The 23,220-nt window shown below is 33.8% G+C and carries 21 protein-coding genes; 11 read left to right on the forward strand and 10 right to left on the reverse strand.

What is annotated here, in order from left to right; genetic code table 11:
* Positions 1–121 precede the first annotated feature (121 nt).
* On the reverse strand, positions 122–934 hold the full coding sequence (locus FVB9532_RS15095) for a DUF6503 family protein (RefSeq protein ID WP_150546012.1): 813 nt from the start codon (positions 932–934) through the stop codon (positions 122–124).
* A gap of 467 nt (positions 935–1,401) precedes the next feature.
* Here FVB9532_RS15095 and smpB point away from each other — a divergent pair, with 467 nt between their 5' ends.
* The 4 genes from smpB (at position 1,402) to FVB9532_RS15115 (ending at position 7,016) form a co-directional block, all read left to right on the forward strand.
* A complete protein-coding gene (smpB, locus tag FVB9532_RS15100) occupies positions 1,402–1,860 on the forward strand; it encodes an SsrA-binding protein SmpB (protein WP_150546013.1) in 459 nt (152 codons plus the stop codon).
* A 177-nt stretch (positions 1,861–2,037) separates the two neighbouring features.
* On the forward strand, positions 2,038–4,494 hold the full coding sequence (locus FVB9532_RS15105; RefSeq protein WP_150546014.1) for a DUF5686 and carboxypeptidase regulatory-like domain-containing protein: 2,457 nt from the start codon (positions 2,038–2,040) through the stop codon (positions 4,492–4,494).
* A gap of 200 nt (positions 4,495–4,694) precedes the next feature.
* Positions 4,695–5,438, forward strand: a complete 744-nt coding sequence (locus FVB9532_RS15110; RefSeq protein WP_228482363.1) for an endonuclease/exonuclease/phosphatase family protein — start codon at positions 4,695–4,697, stop codon at positions 5,436–5,438.
* Positions 5,439–5,537: 99 nt separating this feature from the next.
* A complete protein-coding gene (locus FVB9532_RS15115; protein WP_150546016.1) occupies positions 5,538–7,016 on the forward strand; it encodes a TlpA family protein disulfide reductase in 1,479 nt (492 codons plus the stop codon).
* A gap of 151 nt (positions 7,017–7,167) precedes the next feature.
* Here FVB9532_RS15115 and FVB9532_RS15120 read toward each other — a convergent pair whose 3' ends face one another.
* From FVB9532_RS15120 to FVB9532_RS15130, 3 genes are all read right to left on the reverse strand, one after another.
* Positions 7,168–7,710 (reverse strand): porin family protein, encoded by a 543-nt coding sequence (locus FVB9532_RS15120; RefSeq protein WP_150546017.1) that lies wholly within the window; start codon positions 7,708–7,710, stop codon positions 7,168–7,170.
* Positions 7,711–7,796: 86 nt separating this feature from the next.
* Entirely contained in the window at positions 7,797–8,438 is a 642-nt protein-coding gene (locus tag FVB9532_RS15125) for a protein-L-isoaspartate(D-aspartate) O-methyltransferase (protein WP_150546018.1), read from the reverse strand.
* A gap of 127 nt (positions 8,439–8,565) precedes the next feature.
* Entirely contained in the window at positions 8,566–9,312 is a 747-nt protein-coding gene (locus FVB9532_RS15130; RefSeq protein WP_150546019.1) for an MORN repeat-containing protein, read from the reverse strand.
* Positions 9,313–9,442: 130 nt separating this feature from the next.
* Between FVB9532_RS15130 and FVB9532_RS15135 the strand changes: the two genes are divergently transcribed.
* From FVB9532_RS15135 to miaA, 7 genes are all read left to right on the forward strand, one after another.
* The gene (locus FVB9532_RS15135) at positions 9,443–10,408 is read left to right on the forward strand and encodes a Gfo/Idh/MocA family protein (protein WP_150546020.1); all 966 of its coding nucleotides are present in this window, start codon (positions 9,443–9,445) and stop codon (positions 10,406–10,408) included.
* 24 nt (positions 10,409–10,432) lie between these two features.
* A complete protein-coding gene (locus FVB9532_RS15140) occupies positions 10,433–11,323 on the forward strand; it encodes a 3-hydroxyacyl-CoA dehydrogenase family protein (RefSeq protein WP_150546021.1) in 891 nt (296 codons plus the stop codon).
* Positions 11,324–11,331: 8 nt separating this feature from the next.
* Positions 11,332–12,573, forward strand: coding sequence for a DUF1015 domain-containing protein (locus FVB9532_RS15145; RefSeq protein WP_150546022.1), 1,242 nt, complete (start codon positions 11,332–11,334; stop codon positions 12,571–12,573).
* 23 nt (positions 12,574–12,596) lie between these two features.
* Positions 12,597–13,259, forward strand: coding sequence for a YggS family pyridoxal phosphate-dependent enzyme (locus FVB9532_RS15150; protein ID WP_150546023.1), 663 nt, complete (start codon positions 12,597–12,599; stop codon positions 13,257–13,259).
* Between the two features lie 12 nt (positions 13,260–13,271).
* On the forward strand, positions 13,272–14,633 hold the full coding sequence (locus FVB9532_RS15155) for an exonuclease domain-containing protein (protein WP_150546024.1): 1,362 nt from the start codon (positions 13,272–13,274) through the stop codon (positions 14,631–14,633).
* Positions 14,634–14,816: 183 nt separating this feature from the next.
* Positions 14,817–15,665 (forward strand): ion transporter, encoded by an 849-nt coding sequence (locus FVB9532_RS15160; protein WP_150546025.1) that lies wholly within the window; start codon positions 14,817–14,819, stop codon positions 15,663–15,665.
* Positions 15,655–16,569 carry a tRNA (adenosine(37)-N6)-dimethylallyltransferase MiaA gene (miaA, locus tag FVB9532_RS15165; protein WP_150546026.1) on the forward strand — a complete coding sequence of 305 codons (915 nt, stop codon included), beginning with the start codon at positions 15,655–15,657 and terminating at the stop codon, positions 16,567–16,569. The genes FVB9532_RS15160 and miaA overlap by 11 nt, the downstream gene beginning before the upstream one ends.
* Positions 16,570–16,619: 50 nt before the next feature.
* Here miaA and FVB9532_RS15170 read toward each other — a convergent pair whose 3' ends face one another.
* The 6 genes from FVB9532_RS15170 to FVB9532_RS15195 form a co-directional block, all read right to left on the reverse strand.
* On the reverse strand, positions 16,620–17,342 hold the full coding sequence (locus FVB9532_RS15170) for a response regulator transcription factor (protein WP_150546027.1): 723 nt from the start codon (positions 17,340–17,342) through the stop codon (positions 16,620–16,622).
* Positions 17,343–17,345: 3 nt separating this feature from the next.
* Positions 17,346–18,908 (reverse strand): sensor histidine kinase, encoded by a 1,563-nt coding sequence (locus FVB9532_RS15175; RefSeq protein WP_150546028.1) that lies wholly within the window; start codon positions 18,906–18,908, stop codon positions 17,346–17,348.
* 68 nt (positions 18,909–18,976) lie between these two features.
* Positions 18,977–19,567: a dephospho-CoA kinase gene (gene coaE, locus FVB9532_RS15180; RefSeq protein ID WP_317132297.1), complete on the reverse strand. Its 591-nt coding sequence runs from the start codon at positions 19,565–19,567 to the stop codon at positions 18,977–18,979.
* Positions 19,567–20,523 (reverse strand): CdaR family protein, encoded by a 957-nt coding sequence (locus tag FVB9532_RS15185; RefSeq protein WP_150546030.1) that lies wholly within the window; start codon positions 20,521–20,523, stop codon positions 19,567–19,569. Before FVB9532_RS15185 ends, coaE begins: the two co-directional genes overlap by 1 nt.
* Before the next feature lie 3 nt (positions 20,524–20,526).
* Positions 20,527–21,525, reverse strand: coding sequence for a glycosyltransferase family 2 protein (locus tag FVB9532_RS15190; RefSeq protein WP_150546031.1), 999 nt, complete (start codon positions 21,523–21,525; stop codon positions 20,527–20,529).
* Between the two features lie 74 nt (positions 21,526–21,599).
* A partial coding sequence (locus FVB9532_RS15195) for a fibronectin type III domain-containing protein (RefSeq protein ID WP_150546032.1) occupies positions 21,600–23,220 on the reverse strand: 1,621 nt, incomplete at its 5' end.

Below are 23,220 nucleotides of genomic sequence, written 5' to 3' on the forward strand. Positions count from 1 at the left end.
AAGGAATAACAAATCTTTCGATTTGAGTTTCAATTTAAAAAGATGGCTCTCTGCCTCAAAGGCAGACAGAATTTAGTGGAATGAAAACTAACATTACCTAAAACCTATTCTATTTCCTAATTTATCCACACTTCCTGTCTAAGACTTCTACTTTTATGTCTTTATTTTCAATTGTGGAATAAAGCTCTAGTTCACCTTTTTCAAATAGTTCATCTAACTCATTTAGTTTAGGTGAACTTCCCTTTTTAGGAGTATAATTTTTATAATCTACAAAACGGATTCCCTCTACTTCTCTAGGGTTTATTGCTTCCCTAAAACGCATTCCTCCCCCATTTGTTTCATAAGAATAAGCTAAATAATCTACTTTGTAGGTATTTTTATTTACCCAATAAATATAGGTATCGTGATAATCTTCTCCGCCTCCTTGTTTTTTAAAATTCACCTGAATTTCATCATAAGCTTTTCCCTGAATACTATCTTCAGCAATTAATTCTTTTCGTACCGCCGGATCGTCCAAACCAAAAGGAAGTTGCACAAAATAATGCACGGAGTTAACTGAATTTTTATACTTATTCGCCATAGAATCCGGAAGTGTTTTTTGTTCTCCTTTTTCTTTATAAATAAAACCCATATTGGTAATTATGCTTTCGGTTGGAGTTCCGGTAGAATCGGTTCTGCTTCTGGAAAGTTCAAACATTCCGCAGTTGCGTACACTTTTATAAGCAGCATCCCTGAATTTAAATTCAATGGTTGCCGTTTCGTAGCGATGACCACCGGCAGAATCAATCACACGTTTAATGATTTCCGCTCCTTTGCCTCCATCTTTTGGAGTAGTATCTTCTACTTTAACTTCTTCAACATTTTCTTGTTTAGGATCATTTTTACAAGCCCAAATAGTAAGAAGGACAAGGGCCAATAGAGTAATTTTTTTCATCGGGATTCTAATTTCTTACACAAATGTAATTAAATAATCGCTTTCAATACTGTCTTAAATATTATTACTGTTCATTTTTTCCATTGATAAAAAAACGAACCAAACCCGCCTGCCGGACGGACAGGAAATCTAGACTTCCGAATCTTTATCTAAATTTTAGGAACTCCCCCAATATCCATTGAGATCAAACAGCTCAAAATTTTACGGAGTCTTCACTTCAAACCCGTAAGACGGCTGGCAGGTTTTACGATAAATTTTCGGTAGGCCATAAAAAAGCAAACTAAAAACCAAACACTCCTTTGAATATCAATTATATAAATATCCAAAAGAAGTATTGAAAACATTTTGAGCTCAATTTAATTATTTCATCAATCTTCAAAATCTTGTAACAACAAAGTCTTAAAGAAGTCTTATATTACAGAAGAGTTATTCTAATTTGAAAAAAGCTTACTATTTTAGCAGCCACTATGCAACAGAATAAGATTAACATAAAAAATAGAAAGGCAAAATTTCAATACGAAATTCTTGATAAATATACCGCAGGTATAAAACTGGCAGGAACCGAAATTAAAGCCATACGAGAAGGTAAGGCCGGTATTGCCGAAAGCTTTTGCGAATTTCACCGAGGGGAATTATATGTGATTAATATGCACGTGGAAGAATATTCTCATGCCACGCATTTTAATCACAATCCTAAAACTGAACGCAAACTTTTATTGAACAAGCAAGAACTTCGTAAACTGGAAAAACAAATTAACCAATCTGGTTTAACTATTATTCCGCTTCGTTTATTTATTAATGAACGTGGATTGGCCAAATTAGTGATAGCTCTTTGTAAAGGTAAAAAAACACACGACAAACGGGAAACCATTAAAGACCGTGAGAACAAACGTCGTTTAGACCGAATTAAAAAAGAGTATAACTAAAACCATTTTAAAAATTATATTATCGTATATAATCACATCAATTTTCACATCTTCTGCGTTAAAAATCCTCGTCGTAGCTAAGGCTATGCCTACGTTTTTTTCCTTGAATATGAAAAAATTAATAAGTGAATCCAATACGACATATAAAATCTAAAATGGTCTAAAAACCTATTCAACTTGAAAAAACTTTTACTGCTTTTACTTTTCTTTTGGGCAGGAATTGCTGCTGCCCAAATTTCAGGAAAAGTAACCGATGTAAACGGAGAGCCACTACCTTACGTTAACATTTACCTAGAAAATAGTTTTACAGGAACTACCTCCAACCAAGATGGTAATTATGTATTAGAACTCAACCAACCCGGAGAATATACGCTGGTATTTCAATTTTTGAGTTTTAAAACTGAACGAAAAAAAATTACTGTTGAAAAATTCCCCTATCAACTTGATGTTAGCCTAAAGGAAGAATCGACCAGTTTAGAGGAAGTGGTGATTAATTCTAATGAAAATCCTGCCTATCGGGTGATTAGAAAAGCGATTGAAAACCGAAAAAAGAACCTCAACAAAATTGAATCTTATAAAGCCGATTTCTATTCACGCGGACTTTGGAAGATTGAAAATGCACCGGAAAAAATCCTCGGCCAGGAAGTAGGCGACCTTGGGGGTGGATTAGACTCTACCCGAAGTGGAATTGTCTATCTTTCTGAAACAAAATCGAAAATCAAGTATCGTTCCCCGAACGATTTCCACGAGAAAATCATCGCTTCTAAAGTAAGTGGTAACGATAATGGTTTTAGTGTGAATAGTGCAAAAGACGCCGATTTCAATTTCTATAAAAATACTATTGAATTAAATGCTGAATTGGTTTCGCCCATTGCCGAATATGCTTTTAACTACTATGATTATCAATTAGAAGGAGTTTTCTATGATGATTTTGGAAATCTGATCAATAAAATAAAAGTGATTCCTCTACGGAAAAAAGATCGTGTTTTTTCTGGTACTATTTATATTGTAGAAGAAGCTTGGGAAATTTACGGACTTGAATTAACTACCACCGGACAGGCTATCCAAGTTGCCCCAATTGAAGAGATTGCATTTAAACAAAATTTCACCTATTCTGAAGAAAATGACTTTTGGGTAAAGTTTTCCCAAACCGTTACTTTTACTTGGAAAATATTTGGTATTGGCGGGAACGGAAGGTTTTCTGCTGTATATAACAATTATGACTTTGAGCCCAATTTTCAAGAAAACGATTTTAGCCAAGAGATTTTAAGTTTTGCTGAAAATGCCAATAAAAAAGATTCCCTCTACTGGCAAGATATTCGTCCCATTCCTTTAACTACTGAAGAGATGAACGATTATGTAAAGAAAGATAGCATTCAGGAAATTCGGGAATCTAAAACCTATAAAGATTCGGTAGATCGGGAACGAAATAAATTTGGGATTACCGATGTGATATTTGGATACGGTTACAGAAATTCTTTCAAACAATATTCGTGGAATATTAGTGGTCCCGTAGAAGGTATCCGTTTTAATACCGTACAAGGTTGGAATACTACGCTTTCTGCCAATTTCACCAAATGGAAAGATGATTATAACAAATATTGGAGTGTAAACGCTTCTGCCAATTATGGTCTTGCCGATGAAAGATTAAGGCTTGCGGGTGGAATTACCAGAAAATTTAATAACCAGTCAAAACCTTATTTACAAGTTCGTGGAGGTATTGAAGCCAAGCAAATCAACAACACCGAACCTATTTCTTCTTTAGTTAGCACTGCGGCTTCGCTTTTATTTGATAAAAATTATTTAAAAATTTACGACCGTACTTTTGTAGAAGCTAATTATTCAGAAGAACTTTTTAATGGATTCCGTTTCTATGCTTCCACTTCTTTTGAAAGACGGGAAGCCTTATTTGATGATCCTGAAATTATTGAAGATGAAGAAGAATATACTTCCAACAATCCATTGGCTCCAAATGATTTTAATTCAGCTCCATTTCAAGATCATAACATCGCGAAAGTTAGTGTAACGGGAAGAATTAATTTTGACCAAAAGTATTATAATTATCCGGACGGAAAATATAATGTAACCAATAGTGATTACCCAACTTTATACCTAAGTTACGAAAAGGGTTTTGCTTCTACGATTGACGATTATAATTTTGATTTGTTTAAGATTTCTGCTAGACAGCAAGTAAGTTTACAGAATAAAGGAGATTTGGAATATGCCCTAAACGCAGGAAAATTCTTAAATGGCGATGATATTTCCTTAATTGATTATAAACATTTCAACGGAAATTTAACACATATAAAATTAGACCCGACGGTGAGTCAGTTTAACTTACTTCCCTATTATGGTTATAGCGCCAACGATGCTTATGCAGAACTTCACGCCGAACATAATTTTAAAGGCTATATTTTAGGAAAAATACCAGGACTAAATGCACTTAATTTTAATATGGTGATTGGTACGCATGCACTTTGGAGTACAGGCTTGAAGCCTTATTCTGAATATTCGGTAGGAATTGATAATATTGGTTTTGGCAAATACCGTTTGTTAAGGGTAGATTATGTAAAAGCTTATCAAGGGGGTTGGCTTGACGGTGGCGTCATGTTTGGCCTAAGCATTGGTTTGTAATGAAATCGCAGAAGTTTAAATGTTTACGGAAATTAGTCTGGTTATGCAGTATTCTTTTGCTGGCTTTATCACTATTACCTAACCTGATTCCTGAATATTGGTTGATTGATATTTTTTCAAATTTTAAGCTTCAATATTTAGCGGTTTCTATTTTTTGCTTTGTGATGGTTATTTTTCTATTCCAAAAAAAATGGCCGGCAATGCTAGTTTTATTAATAAGTATCGGGTGGAATTCCTATTATATTCTCCCTTACTATTTCAGTAATAAAAATGAACACAAGGAAGCTGAACATCAACTAAAAATTAGCAGCATTAATTTACTTTCCAGTAATGCTGAAGTAAATTTGGTTGAAAAATACATTCAACAAGAAAATCCAACTGTAATCATTTTAATGGAACTTACTCCACAGTGGGAAATTCTTTTAAAGGATATTATTCAGAATTATCCTTATCATCATTTAGTTCCCCGAGAAGATAATTTTGGAATTGCCGTTTTAAGCAAACATCCTCTAAAAGCTAAAACAGCTTACTTTGGGATCAATCAAAAACCTTCCATAGTAAGTGAATTAAATTTCAATGCTAAAAAGCTCACGATAGTCGCCACACACCCTGCTGCACCTGTAGATGAAAAAGCCTTTGAGCTAAGAAATCTGCAGATGAATAATCTTATGGAAAGTCGATTGAATTTTTCAGATTATTTGGTAGTGATAGGAGATTTCAATAATTCTTCTTTTTCCAATCATTTTCAAAAGTTATTAGAAGCGAATTTAAAAGACAGTCGACTAGGTTTTGGGTTACTTCCTACGTGGCCGGCCAATTTCACTCCACTTCAAACTACGTTAGATCATTGTTTAGTTTCTAAAAATATAAATGTGATCGATAGAACGGTTGGGCAAAATGTAGGTTCAGACCATCTTCCTATTTCTGTAACAATAGAGTTCTGAGAAATAGGTCTTTCAAATTTTACTGAATAAAATTCTTCAGTAAACTACATAAATTATAATTTAATATCTTTAAAGTTCATCGAAAATTTCCTTTTTACTATGAACTATTATTTCAAAATAATTTTTATCGTTTTAGCCATAAATTTTGTTAGCTGCGAGAAAGAAAAGGATTTTGTGGTCATTAACGGAAAAATAAGTGGCGACATTCCCCAGCAAATAGAGTATAGCTTACCTATTAACGGTATCGATTTTTTTGGAATTAAAGATTCGGTACAGCCCGATTCATTAGGTAATTTCAAAATAAAACTCCAGTTAGAAAAAACCAGTTTTGTAGAGTTTTTCAATGACCTGAAATATTATGGCACTTTAATTACAGAACCACACAAAAATTATAATATACAAATCAATATTAGAGATTCAATAGATTTTAATGTACAAGGTAAAACTAGTCAAGCGCAGAAAACTTATAACAAGTTATCTAGCAAAACTTTATTAGATGGTTATTTTTCAGAGGAGTCCTCTAAATATAAAACCGATTCTATTGCAAAAAATATAAAAGAAAAGATAAATAAGAATAAAAATAAAGAGCTAGCTCAATTTCAACAACTTTACAAACAAAAGAAGATTTCTAACAACTTTTATCAACTTATAAAAAATGACAGGGAATATTACTATGCAGGAGCTTTAGTAGATATTGGTTATAATAATTATAGACTAGATAAACTTGGTAGAAATAAACTAACGGAAAAAGAATATTCAAAACTTTTGAGAGATGCGTATAAAATTAAACCTGCCACTAATGAAAATCTAATGAGTTCTCCTTGGTTTTATTTTTATACACAACTATTTTTAATATACAAAGATTATTATGAAGAAAAAAACAGCGTGGAAGATATCGGTAGAATGATGGCATCAGGAAAATATAATTCACATTTCATGAATTTAGCTAATAAATATCTACCTCAATCTAATTATGAATATTTCTTTGCTGCTCATTTAATATTTGTGAGTACGTACAATAACTTTGAAAAAGAATTGATTGATCTCTTTGAAGTATTTAAAAAAGAATTTCCTAATAGTCCCTACACCAACTATGTAAAAACTTATATAGCTCCAGTTATAGCTTATCATGAAAAACAAAAAGAAGATTTTAACAAGGACACTATTTTCTTAGATCATCAAAAATTTACTTCTTTAAACAGCATCGCCCAAGAACTTCAAAGCGAACGGATTTATGTTGATATCTGGGCCAGTTGGTGTGCTCCCTGCAAAGAAGAGTTTAAACATAGTGATGATTTATACAACCTATTGCAATCCAATAATATTCCTGTAGTCTATATTTCTATTGATGAAGAAAATAGAGTCACCCAATGGAAGGAAATCATTAAATTTTTTAATTTAAAAGGATATCACCTAAGAGCAGAAAAAGCTTTAGTGGATGAACTCAAAGAATTAAAAGGAACCAAAAATTTTGGAGTCCCTTGGCATTTTGTAATCGATAGCGAAGGAAATATTATCGAAAAATATGTAGATGGTGCTTCCAATACCACAAAGCTAAAAAGCCAATTAAAATTATAATTAGATGCCCAAAAAAACCTTCAGCTATTTTTAACTGAAGGTTTTAAAATTCATTTATTATATCAAAATGCTAACAAATTAAAAGCTTCGGTACAAAATCTTTTATAAAGATTTCACTCAGCCTCCGATATTTTCTTAAATCAACTCATTTCTAAAAGAAAGAATAGCCTAAAGCTAATGAAATTACTTTATTCTTTCCATCTACACCATCAAAGGTATCATTCAATCCTAAATTATAACGAGCATCTACGCGTAAGCCAAAAGGTAAATCGTAGCCAACTCCTAAGGCTGCCGACATATCAAAATCATTAGCTTCTATTTGACTTTCTATATCATCAGCGGCAGGAAAATCATCATTGACCACAAACCCGAACTGAGGTCCTACTTGTAAATTGAGTCCGCCAATTAAATAATATTTTAAAATTACCGGTACATTCACATAATCTACATGAACATCACCAAAATCTGAATCTCCCCCTTGTTGTGAATAGAGTAATTCTGGTTGAATTGCCCAATTATCATTAAATTTTAATGCTACAAAAGCTCCGGCCAATATTCCTGTTCTATTATCTATATTATCGGCATCACTCAAATTTGAAAAGTTGGCACCGGCTTTTAATCCGAAATCAAATTCTTGGGCTTGAGCAATTCCCATACTTCCTAAGATAACTACAATTGCAAATAATTTTTTCATACCAAATGGTTTTAAGTTTTCAATAAAAGTAAAGAACAACTTCTTTAACTTTCTTATTAAATTCTTAAATAATCAGGACGTAAATGCTAATTTTTATCTTCTAGCATAGGTACAAACCGAAACTCTCCAAATTCCTTTTTCTCAAATTCTTTAGCAGATTTACGTATAAAAAGCGTCATAATTTGGGGGTCGTCACCAACGGGAATAACTAACTTCCCTCCCACTTTTAATTGCGCCAATAAAGGATTGGGCACAAAGGGAGCGCCGGCGGTCACTATTATTTTATGAAAAGGTGCATAATCGGGTAAGCCTTTATACCCATCACCAAAATTTAAATATTTAGGTCGGTAGCCAATCTGAGTCAAAAAACGTTTGGTTTTACGATACAATTCTTGTTGACGTTCAATAGAATAAACCTTTGCGCCCAACTCACACAAAACAGCAGTTTGGTAACCACTTCCTGTTCCAATTTCCAATACTTTTTCTCCCGGTTTTACTTCTAGCAATTCAGACTGAAAAGCCACCGTAAACGGCTGTGAAATGGTTTGATCTGCGGCAATAGGAAAAGCTTTATCCTGATAGGCGTGATCTTCAAAAGAGCTGTCCATAAACAAATGTCGCGGTATTTTAGCAATGGCCGCCAAGACTTTTTCATCTTGAATGCCTTTTTCTTTTACCACTTCCACTAGTTGTTTACGTTTTCCCTGATGTCTAAATGTATCTTTCAAAAGCTGATTATTTAAGACAAAAATAGCTAATTTTAACAAAGAATTTCGGCTATTCAATTTCAAAAAAACGAGTAGTTTTTAACAGTCGCGGTAAACAATTCAGAATGAATTAATTTTAAGTAGGGTTTTACATACTCATCGCTAAACTTCCATTTTTGTAATAGCCTTTCTCTTCTACCTGTCCTTCTTTATCTAAATAAAAACCATAACCTTCCTGATCGCCTTTTTTCCAAAAACCAATATATTTTCTGCCACTAGGGAAAACATAAACACCAAACTGCTCTCGGATCCCCAGAATAAATTGCCCAAAATACTGACCGTTGTCGCTATAAGTAGCTAAAGCCGGATATTTTACACTTTCGAAAGCAAAAAAGCCAATGGTAATCGAATTAATTTTCGTGTTCTTCTTTATACCGAAGCCATTTAAACAATCACCTATACAATTAGCAGCGTTGGCTTTTTTCTCTCGGTACATCCCTAAATTGTCTTCAATAGAAGTTCCGTTTTTAAAAGTTTTGGCCCAAACAATATTGCCATTCTTTAATTGAAAAGCTCCTCCTTCAGGCACTCCTTTTCTATAATTTTCAAGTGTTACCGTAGCATCTAATTGGTTAAACGTGATCATAGAACCATCTATTTGATGCTTTCTATTATAGTTTTTATATTCTAATGTACCATCGGCTCTTTTCAACATATAAGGCCCCACCGCCAAATTATCCATAAAAAAACCGTGAATCACATCACCATTGGTATTCGTTATACTTTTAAACGTAATTTCATCAAAATCTTTCTTTTTTATTTGCTTGGCAAAATCGATTTGAGCATTTCCAAAAAGAGAACTAAAAATTAATAGTAACAGAAGTATTTTTTTCATCATAAATTATTTAGATGCTAAAATTCTGAAGAAATGATAGGTAAAGAAATACGGCAATTGACCTATTTCTATAAAATTACTACTACAGCTTTAAAAGAAATAGTATTTTTGTGTAAAACATTTAATAAATATGCTGAAAGTAGGAGTTTTAGGCGCCGGTCATTTAGGAAAAATTCACCTTCGTCTATTAAATCAATCTGAAAAATATGAACTCATCGGTTTTCATGATGCCAATGAAAAATACGCTGAAGAAGTTGCTAAAGAATTTAACTATAAAAGTTTTACTTCCCTCGATGATTTACTTCAAGAAGTAGATGTAATCGATATTGTAACTCCTACCTTTTCTCATTACAATACGGCGGTAAAGGCGATTGAAGCCGGAAAACATTTCTTTGTAGAAAAACCTATTACCAACACAGTAGAAGAAGCCGAGCAACTTACCAAAATGGCACACGCCAAAGGCGTAAAAGGCCAAGTAGGTCATGTAGAGCGTTTTAACCCGGCATTTCAGGCCGTCAACCATAAGATAGACCACCCGATGTTTATTGAAGCACACCGGTTGGCAGAATTCAATCCACGGGGAACCGATGTTCCTGTAGTACTCGATTTAATGATTCACGATATCGATGCGATTTTAAGTGTGGTAAAATCAAAAGTGAAAAAAGTAAATGCCAGCGGAGTTTCTGTAATTAGCGACACTCCAGATATTGCCAATGCGCGTATCGAATTTGAAAATGGTTGCGTAGCCAATCTTACGGCAAGTAGGATTTCCTTAAAAAACATGCGTAAATCAAGGTTTTTTCAGCGGGATGCATACATTTCAGTAGATTTTCTAGAGAAAAAATGTGAAGTGGTAAAAATGAAAGATGCTCCAGAACAACCTGATGAATTTGCGATGATTCTTCAAAATGCGGAAGGCGTAAAAAAACAAATCTATTTTGATAATCCTGAAGTAGATGAAAACAACGCCATTTTAGACGAACTGGAAACTTTTGCCGACGCTATCAATAACAATACTACGCCCATTGTAACTTTAGAACAAGGTACGCAAGCACTTCGGGTAGCGAAAATGGTTATTGATAGTTTTGATAAATAAAAATCAATCTTAAATAAATTTATAATGAAAAATATAGCAGTTATCGGAGCCGGAACTATGGGAAATGGTATAGCACATACTTTTGCCCAATTTGGTTACGAAGTACAACTTATTGATATTTCTGAAAAAGGAATTGAAAGAGGAATGGCCACTATTTCTAAAAATTTAGATAGAATGGTTGCCAAAGAAAAAATTACCGAAGAAGATAAAAAACAAACCTTAGCCAATATTACTACCTCTACTTCTATTGAAGAGGGTGTAAAAAATGTAGATTTAGTAGTAGAAGCTGCTACGGAAAATGAAAAAATTAAACTGGATATTTTTAGAACGCTAGATGCAGCTTGTAAAGAGGATGCGATTTTAGCTTCTAACACCAGTTCTATTTCTATTACTAAAATTGCCGCCGTTACCAAGCGACCTAAACAAGTAATCGGGATGCACTTTATGAATCCGGTGCCTATTATGAAATTGGTAGAGATTATTAGAGGTTATAACACTAGCGACGAAGTGACCAATACAATTATGGAGCTTTCCACCAAACTGAATAAAGTTCCTACCGAAGTAAATGATTACCCTGGGTTTGTAGCAAACCGTATTCTTATGCCAATGATTAATGAAGCCATTGAAACACTTTACAATGGCGTTGCCGGTGTTCAAGAAATCGACACGGTGATGAAATTAGGAATGGCACATCCTATGGGACCTTTACAATTAGCAGATTTTATTGGTTTGGACGTTTGCCATTCGATTTTAGAAGTGATGTACGATGGCTTTAAAAATCCAAAATATGCACCATGTCCATTATTGGTGAATATGGTAAGAGCCGGAAAATTAGGTGTGAAATCCGGTGAAGGTTTTTACGACTATTCAGAAAGTAGAAAAGCAGAACATGTTTCCGCTCAATTTAAAGCTTAACTAAATTTATGCCCAACATACTTCCCTTTCGAGCTGTACGACCCACACGCGATAAAGTAAGTTTAATCGCATCGCGTTCCTACCAAAGTTATACGCAGGCCGAAAGGGAAGCTCGTTTAGATAACAATCCTTTTTCGTTTTTACACATCGTCAATCCGGGTTATAAATACCATAAAGAGATTTCGGGACCAGAACGTTTTCAATTGGTAAGAAACCGTTACCAAGAATTTAAGGAAGACGATATTTTTATTCAAGACCCGAAACCTTACTATTATGTGTACCGAATTATCAACCGTGAAGGTGAACAGTTTACAGGGATCATTGCCGCAGCCAGTGTTGAAGATTATAAAAGTAATTGTATTAAACGGCACGAAGACACGATTTCGTTTCGGGAAGAAACCTTTAAAGACTATTTAAAAACAGTAGGTTTTAATGCAGAACCAGTCTTACTCACACATCCTGAAAATTCGGTTTTAGCTGAAATTATATCAGAAATTACGCAAACCCGAGCTGAGTTTGAGTTTACCACAACTTATCGTGACACCCATTATTTGTGGTTATTAGAAGATGAAGCAAAGATTGAGAAAATTAAGCAAGAATTTTCGACGATGGAATGCTTGTATATCGCCGATGGTCATCATCGTTCGGCTTCTTCATTTTTATTAAGGGAAGAATTGAAAAATCAAAACCCAGAACATTCGGGCAATGAGGCGTACAACTTCTTTATGACTTATATCATTCCGGAAAGTGATTTGCGTATCCACGAATTTAACCGTTTGATAACCGATCTTAACGGACTTTCAAAAGAAGAGTTTCTCATTCAATTAGATGCTAAATTCAGAATTGAAAACCGCGGACTCGAATATTTTAGACCTAAAAAAAAGCATCAGTTCAGTATGTATTTAGAAGGGGAATTTTATTCGCTTCAACTTAGAAAATCAGAATATAATTTTGACGATGCTACCTCTCAACTCGATGCTAAAATTTTGTATGATACTATCTTAAATCCTATTTTAGGAATTCAAGATTTACGCAACGACAAACGCATCGATTATTCCCATGGAAAAAATGGAATGGCGTACGTTAAAGGAAAAATAGATGAAGGCGTTTTTAAAATTGGTTTTGGAATGTTGCCGGTTAATGTAGGAGAGATGAAATTAATTGCAGATGAAGGTTTAACCATGCCTCCGAAATCAACCTATATTCAGCCTAAATTACGAAGTGGCGTCACGATTTATGAGTTTCAATAATTCAGAAAAAGAATTTAATTTAAATGGCTAACATAAAAGAAAACATCAACAAATACCGAGAAGAACTTCCTGAAGAAGTATGCTTAGTAGCAGTTTCTAAAACCAAACCAAACGAAGATCTTTTAGAAGCTTACGAAGCCGGACAACGAGTTTTTGGTGAAAATAAAATTCAGGAAATGACCGATAAGTATGAGGCACTTCCTAAAGATATTGAATGGCATATGATTGGCCATGTACAAAGCAATAAAGTAAAATATATGGCGTCTTACGTTCATTTGATTCACGCCGTACATAAATTAAAATTGCTCAAAGAAATTAATAAACGTGCCAAAGAACACGATCGGGTGATCGAATGTTTATTACAGGTTAAAATTGCTGAAGAAGACACAAAATACGGAATGGACGCTATAGAAGTGGATCACATTTTAGCTTCTGAAGCCTACCAACAAATGGAAAATGTAAAGGTAGTTGGGCTCATGGGAATGGCAACTTTAACCGAAGATGAAAGCCAAATTGGTCAAGAATTTGCTTTCTTAAAAAAGAAATACGATGAAGTTGCTGCCAACAATCCCGATTTTAAAATTTTATCAATGGGGATGAGTGGCGATTACCCAATCGCCATTAAAAATGGAAGCAATATGGTAAGAATAGGCAGCTCTATTTTTGGAGCTAGAAATTATAATTAGAGGAGAGATTTTTTGTACGCAATTGTAGATATAGAAACCACCGGCGGAAAGTATAATGAAGAAGGAGTCACAGAAATTGCCATCTATAAATTTGATGGGCATAAGGTGGTCGACCAATTTACTAGTCTGGTAAATCCTGAACGCCCCATTCAGCCTTTTGTGGTGAACTTAACAGGAATTAATAATGAGATGCTTCGTAATGCACCTAAGTTTTATGAAGTAGCCAAACGCATCGTAGAAATTACAACCGATTGTACCATTGTTGCCCACAACGCCAAGTTTGATTACCGAATTATGCGTTTGGAATTTCGACGCTTGGGTTACGAATTTCAGCGACAGTCAATTTGCACGGTAGAACTTTCTAAAAAGCTAATCCCCAATATGCCTTCGTACAGTTTAGGCAAGTTGGTGAAGAATTTAGGGATTCCACTCACCGATCGTCACCGAGCAAGTGGTGATGCATTAGCGACGGTTAAACTTTTTAAATTACTGCTTCAAAAAGATTCGCAAAAAGAAATTATTACCCATTCGGTACGTAGTAATCCTAAAATTCATCTCGACACGAAACTGATTCGGATTATTGATGAGCTCCCCTCTTCTACCGGAGTTTACTATATGCATAACGAAGAAGGCGATGTGATTTATATTGGGAAAAGTAAAAACATAAAAAAACGAATTAATCAGCATTTCACCAGTGATAATCATAAATCTAAAAAAATCCAGAAGGAGGTCTATACCGTCACTTATGAAAATACCGGAAATGAATTATTGGCTTTGCTGAAAGAAAATGAAGAAATTAAAAAGAATAAACCTAAATACAATCGTGCGCTAAAAAAAGATATTTTTAGCTACGCACTATATCAATCGAAAGACAAAAAGGGTTACCTTCAATTTAAAATAGGAAAAGCTTCTCCCGATAAAGAAAATATCACCACTTTTACCAATAGTGCCCAAGCGAAAAGCACAATGGAGCGAATTGTAGAAGAATTTGAGCTTTGCCAAAAACATACCGGACTGCATAAAACCAGTGGAAGCTGCTTTAATTACAGTATTAAAGAATGCTATGGTGCTTGTGTGGGGGAAGAATCTGTAGAAGATTACAACCAACGTGCAAGACAAGTCATTGATAAATATTCTTATGAAAACAAGAACATGTTAGTGATAGACCGCGGTCGTGATGTCGATGAAAAAAGCGTTATTCTTATTGAAGATGGAAAATTCTGTGGAATGGGATATTTCAATTTAAATTATCAAATGAATAATATTGATATGATAAAAAATATCATCACTCCCATGAAGAACAATCGGGATAGCCAGCATATTATTCAGAGCTATTTACGAAAGAACAAGCCTTTTAAAATTATTGAGTTTTAATTAAAAATTTTATTTATCGGTAATTTATAATATTTTCGAAGTTGTCATGCAGGAAACAATCCTACTGTTCATTCAATTTTTATAAAAAATTAGTATTAATTAAAATACTTCGACTGAAGTTTATTCTGAGTAAAGTTGAAGGGCTCAGTTTGACAATTAGGAAAATAGAAAAACTAACTTTTATTGAAAACTACTTCTAAAAATAACTCTTGGCGTGAAAAATTACACGAAGTAATTTACGAGGCCGATACGCCTGCAGGAAAAGCTTTTGATGTAGTTTTATTGGTGATCATTTTTCTAAGCATCCTTTTTGTGATGCTCGAAAGTGTAAAAGGACTTGATGCGTGGATTTATGACTATATGTATGCTGCAGAATGGGTCATCACCATATTGTTCACTATTGAATACATTTTACGGATCATTTCCATAAAAAAACCCACGAAATATATTTTTAGTTTTTACGGTTTAATTGATTTTTTCTCTACCATTCCCCTCTATGTTTCGTTTTTTCTTCCTGGAAGTGGCAGCGCGCTTATTACCGTAAGGGCTTTACGCCTGTTGCGTGTATTTAGGATTTTAAAAGTTAGCCGCTACATTGGAGAAAGCAATAAATTAATACAGGCCTTAAAAGATAGTCGGGCAAAAATATTGGTTTTTTTATTTGCTGTACTTATCCTATGCCTTGTTTTTGGTACTGCCATGTATATGATAGAAGGTGCAGAAAGTGGTTTTACCAATATTCCTGTAAGTTTATACTGGTGTATTGTTACGCTTACTACCGTTGGCTTTGGTGATATTCACCCAATTACTCCACTAGGACAATTTTTAGCTTCTGTGATTATGATTTTAGGTTATGGCGTAATTGCTGTACCAACTGGAATTGTAAGTGCAGAATATTCTAAAGGTGAAAAAAACACTTCAAAAAGTTTGTCTACCAATACCCAATCTTGCTATCATTGCCATGAATCAAAGCATGTAGATGGCGCCGATTATTGCCACAATTGCGGATACTCTTTAAATCGTGAAAAATAAAAGCCTTATTTCTGTAGTTGGCCCAACAGCTATTGGCAAAACTTCCATTGGTATTGCCTTAGCTCAACATTACCAAACCGAAATAATTTCAGCCGATTCTAGACAGTTTTTCAAAGAAATGGAAATAGGAACCGCGGTTCCTTCTAAAGAAGAACTGGCGGCTGCCAAGCATCATTTTATTCAGCATATCTCTGTAGAAGATAATTATTCGGTAGGTGATTTTGAAACGGAAGCGATAGAGAAGTTAAACGCATTATTTCAACAACATGATAAAATACTGATGGTTGGTGGTAGTGGTTTGTATGTAAAAGCCGTTTTAGAAGGTTTAGATTACTTCCCGAAAATAGATGCCTCCATACGGCAACAATTAAATCTTCAATTGGAAGAAAAAGGAATTGAATCACTTCAGCAGCAATTAAAAGAATTAGATCCAGTTTATGCTAAAAAAGTAGACTTGGAAAATCCACATCGAGTTATTCGAGCGTTGGAAATCTGTATAGGTAGCGGAAAGCCTTATTCTGGTTTTTTAAATAATAATTCAGCAGAAAGAAACTTCAACTCCATTAAAATTGGGTTAACCGCTCCACGGGAATTAATTTACGAACGTATTGAAAAACGAGTAGACGTAATGATGGAGCAAGGTTTATTGGAAGAGGCTAAACGTGTTTACGAGAAACGTGAATTTAATGCGTTAAACACAGTTGGATACAAAGAATTATTCCAATTTTTTGATGGAAATTGGAGCCTTGAATTTGCAATCTCTGAAATTAAAAAGAATACCAGAAGATTTGCCAAACGACAATTAACCTGGTTTAGAAAAGATAAAGAAATTGAGTGGTTTAATTACAATACTGCTATCGAGCAGGTAATTGATTTCATCGATTTCAAAACATCCCCGAGATAAAGTTTTACCTCGGGAAAGTTATTGAAACTGAAACTTATAATTACCAATAATTAAGCTTTAGTTTCTTCTTGATTTCTTATTACAAGTCTAAATCCTTCTCCGTGAATATTTAAAATCTCCACGTCTTCATCCTTTTTAAGGTACTTACGCAGTTTAGCAATATAAACATCCATACTTCTAGAGGTAAAATAGTTATCGTCCCTCCAAATTTTGGTCAATGCTAATTCTCTTGGCATCAAATCATTTTCGTGTAATGCCAATAAACGTAATAATTCATTCTCTTTTGGAGAAAGCTTGATAGGCTCCTCTTCTCTAAAAGTTAAGAACCTTAATTTAGAGTTTAAGTGAAAACCACCTATTTGGAATTCAAATTGTTTGCTATCTGCAATGCTATCGGTAGCTTTACGTTGCATAATAGCCTTAATTTTCATAAGAAGTACTTCACTATCAAAAGGTTTGTTCAGGTAATCATCTGCCCCTACTTTATAACCTTTTAATACATCTTCTTTCATCGCTTTTGCGGTTAAGAAAATAATAGGCACATCTTCATTTTTCTCTCTGATTTCTTTGGCTAGGGTAAAGCCATCTTTGTAAGGCATCATTACGTCTAAAATACAAAGATCGTAATCATCTTTTTTAAACTTTTCAAAGCCTTCCATTCCATTTTTAGCATGAGTTACTTCATAGTCATTCATCGCTAAATAATCTTTTAATACAATCCCGAAATTTGGATCGTCTTCTACTAATAAAATTTTCTTGTTTTCAGTTTCCATATATTAAGAAATTAGTGGTAATTTAATTATAAAGGTACTTCCTTTTCCTTTGTCACTTTCTACCATCACTTGCCCGTGATGATCCATAACAATTTGTTTCACATAAGCGAGTCCAAGACCGTGACCTTTCACATCGTGAATATCTCCGGTATGTTCTCTATAAAATTTTTCAAATACTTTTTTCTGAACTGATTTGCTCATTCCTTTTCCTTGATCTCTAATTTTAAGGATAATGTAGTTTTTTACATTTTCGGTATAGATATCAATTTTTGGTTTTCCCGGAGAATATTTTACAGCATTATCCAGAATATTTACAATCACGCTAGTAAAATGCGATTCGCTAGCTAACACAGAAGATTGTAAAGCTCCAAAATGAGTTTGAACATAACCATGACGGTCATCTACAATCAATTCAATATGATTTATCGCTTCTTCTACTAATTCATGAAGGTCTAAGCGTTCTTTTTTAATATTTAATTCGTTTTTTTCGAGTTTAGACATACGAAGCACATTTTCTACCTGCGCATGCATCCGCCTATTTTCATCTCTGATCATTCCCATATACCTTTTAACCTTGTCAGGATCTCCAGAAATTTTTGGGTTTTTAACTGAGTCTAAAGCTAAATTGATAGTGGCAATTGGCGTTTTAAACTCGTGCGTCATATTATTAATAAAATCTGTTTTGATCTGAGATATTTGACGTTGTTTTATAAGTTGTGATAAGGCACTTGAATAAGCTATAATAATAATTAATGTAAAAATTATACTTAATAATGCCATTAAAGCGATTGAGCTTAGTACTTCTTTTTTCTTATCTATGAAATTAATATATAACTCATAATTCGTTTTTTTAGATTCAAAAATGGGAATTCCGTATGTCCCCGGTGAATCTTTTTTAAATTTTTCACTTTTTATTTTAGTGGCTAAACCACCGCTATAAATGGCATATTCATAATCAGAATTGATATCGCGTGCCATCAATTGAGCTTCAATTAAATCTTTTATAATTGAACTATCTACCCGTTTATAGATAGGCAATTCTGCAGCTTTTTCTTTAATGGCCTCTAGCAACAAAAGCTTTTCATTTTCTTCTAATCTAGAAATACGCTCAAAACGTTCTTCTGCGCTTAATTTCTTTGTACTATCAAATTGATCGTTTCTAACAATACGAGTTACCTTACTAGAGATCAGTTTTTTAAAATCTATCGAATCTTTCTCTTCTGTTAAAAAATTAGAAGAAAGCTTATAATCCTCTTGTAATAGACTATTTGAAAAATAAAAGGTTTCATTGGTAAGCTCACTTTGTTTTATTTGAAACAACTCACTTAACCTTGCTGTAGTTGGCATAGTAGAATCTGCCAAGGTAGCATATTGTACGTAATACTTATCTAGCTCCTGTCTTTCCAGTTGTTCTGAAACATTAATGAGGACTTGCTTTGCGTTGAAAGAAAACTGTTCTTCATTGGTTTCAACGGAGTTTTTAATCCAATAACCTTGAACAAAGATTATCCCTATTAATGATAGGCTCATCAGTAGTATGAGGATTAAAAACAATTTTTTATTCATACCGCCAAATGTAAAGCTTTAACATTTACAGATTAAACGGTTTAACCAAATGTTAACATACAGTCAAATCAAGCGTTTACAAGGCTTAAGAGATGTTTATGAAGTTGGAGAACATTCTTTTTTGTGAGTTCTAAATCTTTATTTTCTATTTGAAAATCGGCAAGCTTAATCTTTTTGTTATCAGACCATTGATTTTTCATCCTATCCGCTACTTCTTCTTTAGAAATTTGATCACGTTGAACTACCCGCTGAATCTTCACTTCCTTGGGAGCGGTGACGATAATGGTATAATCAAATCTATCTTGAAGTTTTTTTTCAAAGATGATGGCTGCTTCGTAAATAATATAGGGAGTGTTTTGTTTTTTCTTCCACTTTTGAAAATAGTCTGCTACCCGTGGATGGATAATCTGGTTTAATTTTTCTAAGAGTTGTTTGTCTTTAAATACTTTACCAGCGATTAGTTTTCGATTGGGCAAACCATTTTCATCGATCACTTCTTTTCCAAAAAGACCGATGAGCTCTTGATGAATTTCAGCAGAATTTTCCATTAGCTTTTTAGCTTCGGTATCGGCTACAAAAATAGCTATGCCCAATTGTTGAAACATTTTGGCTACAGTTGTTTTTCCGCTACCAATACCTCCGGTTAAGCCAACAATCATCACTTTTTAATTACAAATTGAACTTTATTAATATTTAATCTGGAAGAAGTGACTTCTTTCGGTTTTTCTACAAGTTCAGGAATTAAAAAGGTTTGGTTTCCTGACACTTCACTATAATCACAAATTACCCTAAAACCATTTTTATTGAGCTGCTTATAGTTTTCTAAACTTACCACATAAATAACCACTGCTTGTCTGGGAAATATACTTAGATTAATATTGGGAGGTGCATTGATAACTTCAATGGGAACTTCTGCCCTACCCTCTGTAAATTTTTCGACTTTTAAAGAGTAACTGACCTGATTTCTATAGAAAGTAATATTTTTCTGATCGAGGGTGTCTAAACTAACCTTTCCATTTAAATCATTTTTAACATTGGTGAGCTTTAACTTTTCAGTGTAAATATATTTTAAAGAATCTATTTCTGTGGAAGCTCCACTTACTTGTATGGAATCGGGTTTGATTACCAATTCTTCATTAGAAGAATAACCTGGAGCGAAATTGACCTCTATTCTAGATTTTATAGGTATTTTTTTTACTTTTTTTTGCACAAAAGGAATAGCTAATGTGTCTTGCAAAAATGTTAACTCATCAATATCTATATCTAATTGCTGTTGCAATTCAAGTTTATCTTTTTCGATATTATAAATTAAATCATTTCCTTGAATTGGCAAATCGTCCAATACCACTTTTACAGTAGGTTTTAAAAAGCTAAACCAAGCAATATTAAATCCGTTATCGTTCATCCTTACCTCAAAGGCATCATTCTTCTTTTTTACAATTTTATCTTTAGGGATATCGATATATTCAACATTTATACTAATTACTTGACGGTAGTTTTTACTGAACTGAACAAGCACCCATATAAGAACTGAAAAAAACAAAAAGAAGAAAAAAGCCTTGAAATTGGTCTTTTTGAATACGGTAGATCTAAGCCTTTTAAAAAAGTTCTTCATAGATTAAAAAAATAATTCAGGAAACACCTGTTTGGGGTCTTTACCTAGTAGTCTAATATAGTAGGTAGATTTAAAAAAGCCAAAACCGTAACCAAAAAACTGTGTTAATGTTGCCCTTAGACTGAATAAACCTATTTTTATAGATTTATTTTCAATGGTTGATAAAATGAAAATTAAAAATAAATATATACTATAAACTAAAACGGGCCATATAACTTGAAAAATCGCTAAAACAATACTAGCAAATAACCCTAAGGAAAATAGACTAGGAAACCAAAAAACCAAACTAGCGGTTTGTGGATGCCAAGAATTAAGGATAGGTCTTACTTTTCCAAATTTATTTACCTGTATGTAGAATTTTTTCCAGCTAATTCTTCTTTTGTGATAAACGTAAGCTTCTTTTATAAATCCTATTTTAAAACCTGCTTTTATAATTCTAATGGATAAATCGGGATCTTCTCCAGGATGTATCGTACCGAAACCTCCTGTTTTTTGAAATGCTTCTCTAGAAATACCCATATTAAAACTACGGGGTTCGTAATTTTTTACTGATTTTTCTTTTCCTCTAATTCCGCCGGTAGTTAAGAAAGAGGTCATCACAAAATTAATGGCTTTCTGTATTTCTGAAAAGTTTTCTTTGGCGGCATCTGGCCCTCCAAAACAATCGACAGGGTTTTCTTCTAAAAACTCTTCTACTGAATTAAGATAATGATTAGGCATCACCACATCACTATCTAAAATAATAAAGTATTCACCGGTGGCTTTCCTCATTCCATAATTTCTGGAATCGCCAGGACCGGTATTTTCTTTTTCTAGGTATTGAATGTTTAAGACAGAACTATATTCTTTCACAATTTCATCAGAAGAGATGGTGGAGCCATCCTCTACAATTACAATTTCATAAGAAATTTGAGTTTTCATTTCATAAAAACTCTGCAACAGTTCACTTACCTCTTCAGGTCGGTTATAAACTGGTATGATAAAAGAATACTTCGCTTTCATTCTGCTAAAATACATAAACTAAAAAACCCGAAATGTATAATTTCAGGTTTATATAATTTAAATTAAAAGATTATTTATTCTTTTATGATTTTGAAAGTTTTGATTTGATTTTCTATCGTAATTTTCATTAAATAAATACCAGCGGCCATTGATTCTAAATTGATTTCTTTGCTTAAAGAATGGGGTTGAAAGAACATCAACCTTTTTCCTGTAACCGAATAAATTTCAATTTGACTTATTCTATGACCTGCTTCCAGATTTATAACAGAGCTTGTTGGATTTGGATAATAATTGAAACTACTGAAATTAGATTCATTTACACTTAGACCTTCTGTAATAAAATTTTGTGAAATAGAGAGCTCTGTTTCATTATCTAAACACAAGGCTTTTACATAAAATTCATAAGCGGTATCAGGTGAAAGATCCGTTAAATTAAGTTCGGGATTATTGGCTACTAAAATACTTTCTCCTTCGGTTAAAGGATTAAAACCTGATTCCCCATAAATAACTTCCCAAGAAGTGGCATTACCGTTCTCCATCCAGCTTACACTTGCTGAATTTTCAGTGATACTGGTTACACTTAGATCGGAAGGTGGATTACAGGAAAATTCTAAGGTTGTGAAACTTGCTGCTTCTGATAGTTCTGTTTCATTATCTGAACACAAGGCTTCTATATAAAATTCATAGGTAGTATTCGGCGAGAGATCAGTTAAATTAAGTTCGGGATTATCGGCTACCAAAATACTTTCTCCTTCGGTTGCAGGATCAAAACCTGATTCTCCATAAGTAACTTCCCAAGAAGTGGCATTGCCATTCTCCGTCCAGCTTACATTTGCTGAATTTTCAGTGATATTAGTCACATTAAGGTTAGAAGGGGGATTACAGGGTAATTCTAAGGTTGTGAAACTCACTGCTTCTGATAGTTCTGTTTCATTATCTGAACACAAGGCTTCTATATAAAATTCATAGGTAGTATTCGGCGAGAGATCAGTTAAATTAAGCTCGGGATTATTGGCTACTAAAATACTTTCTCCTTCGATTGCTGGATCAAAACCTGATTCTCCATAAATAACTTCCCAAGAAGTGGCATTACCGTTCTCCATCCAGCTTACACTTGCTGAGTTTTCAGTGATATTGGTCACATTAAGGTTGGAAGGAGGATTACAAGGTAACTCTAAGGTTGTGAAATTCTCTGATTCTGAAAGCTCTGTTTGCCCTTCTGAACATAAGGCTTCTATGTAAAATTCATAGGTAGTATTCGGTGAAAGGTTGGTTAAATTGATCTGAGGATCATTTTCCACAAGGATACTTTCTCCTTCGGTTGCTGGGTCAAAACCTGATTCTCCATAAATAACTTCCCAAGAAGTGGCATTACCGTTCTCCATCCAGCTTACACTTGCTGAATTTTCAGTGATGTTGGTTACACTTAGATTAGAAGGTGGATTACAGGGTAATTCTAAGGTTGTGAAATTCTCTGATTCTGAAAGCTCTGTTTGCCCTTCTGAACATAAGGCTTCTACATAAAAATCATAGGCAGTATTCGGCGAGAGATTCGTTAAATTAAGTTCGGGATTATTGGCTACGAAGACGCTTTCGCCTTCGGTTGCTGGATCAAAACCTGATTCTCCATAAATAACTTCCCAAGAAGAGGCTTCTCCGTTTTCGGTCCAACTTACACTTGCTGAATTTTCGGTG

It is taken from the genome of Mesonia oceanica, from assembly GCF_902499555.1.
Lineage (GTDB): Bacteria > Bacteroidota > Bacteroidia > Flavobacteriales > Flavobacteriaceae > Mesonia > Mesonia oceanica.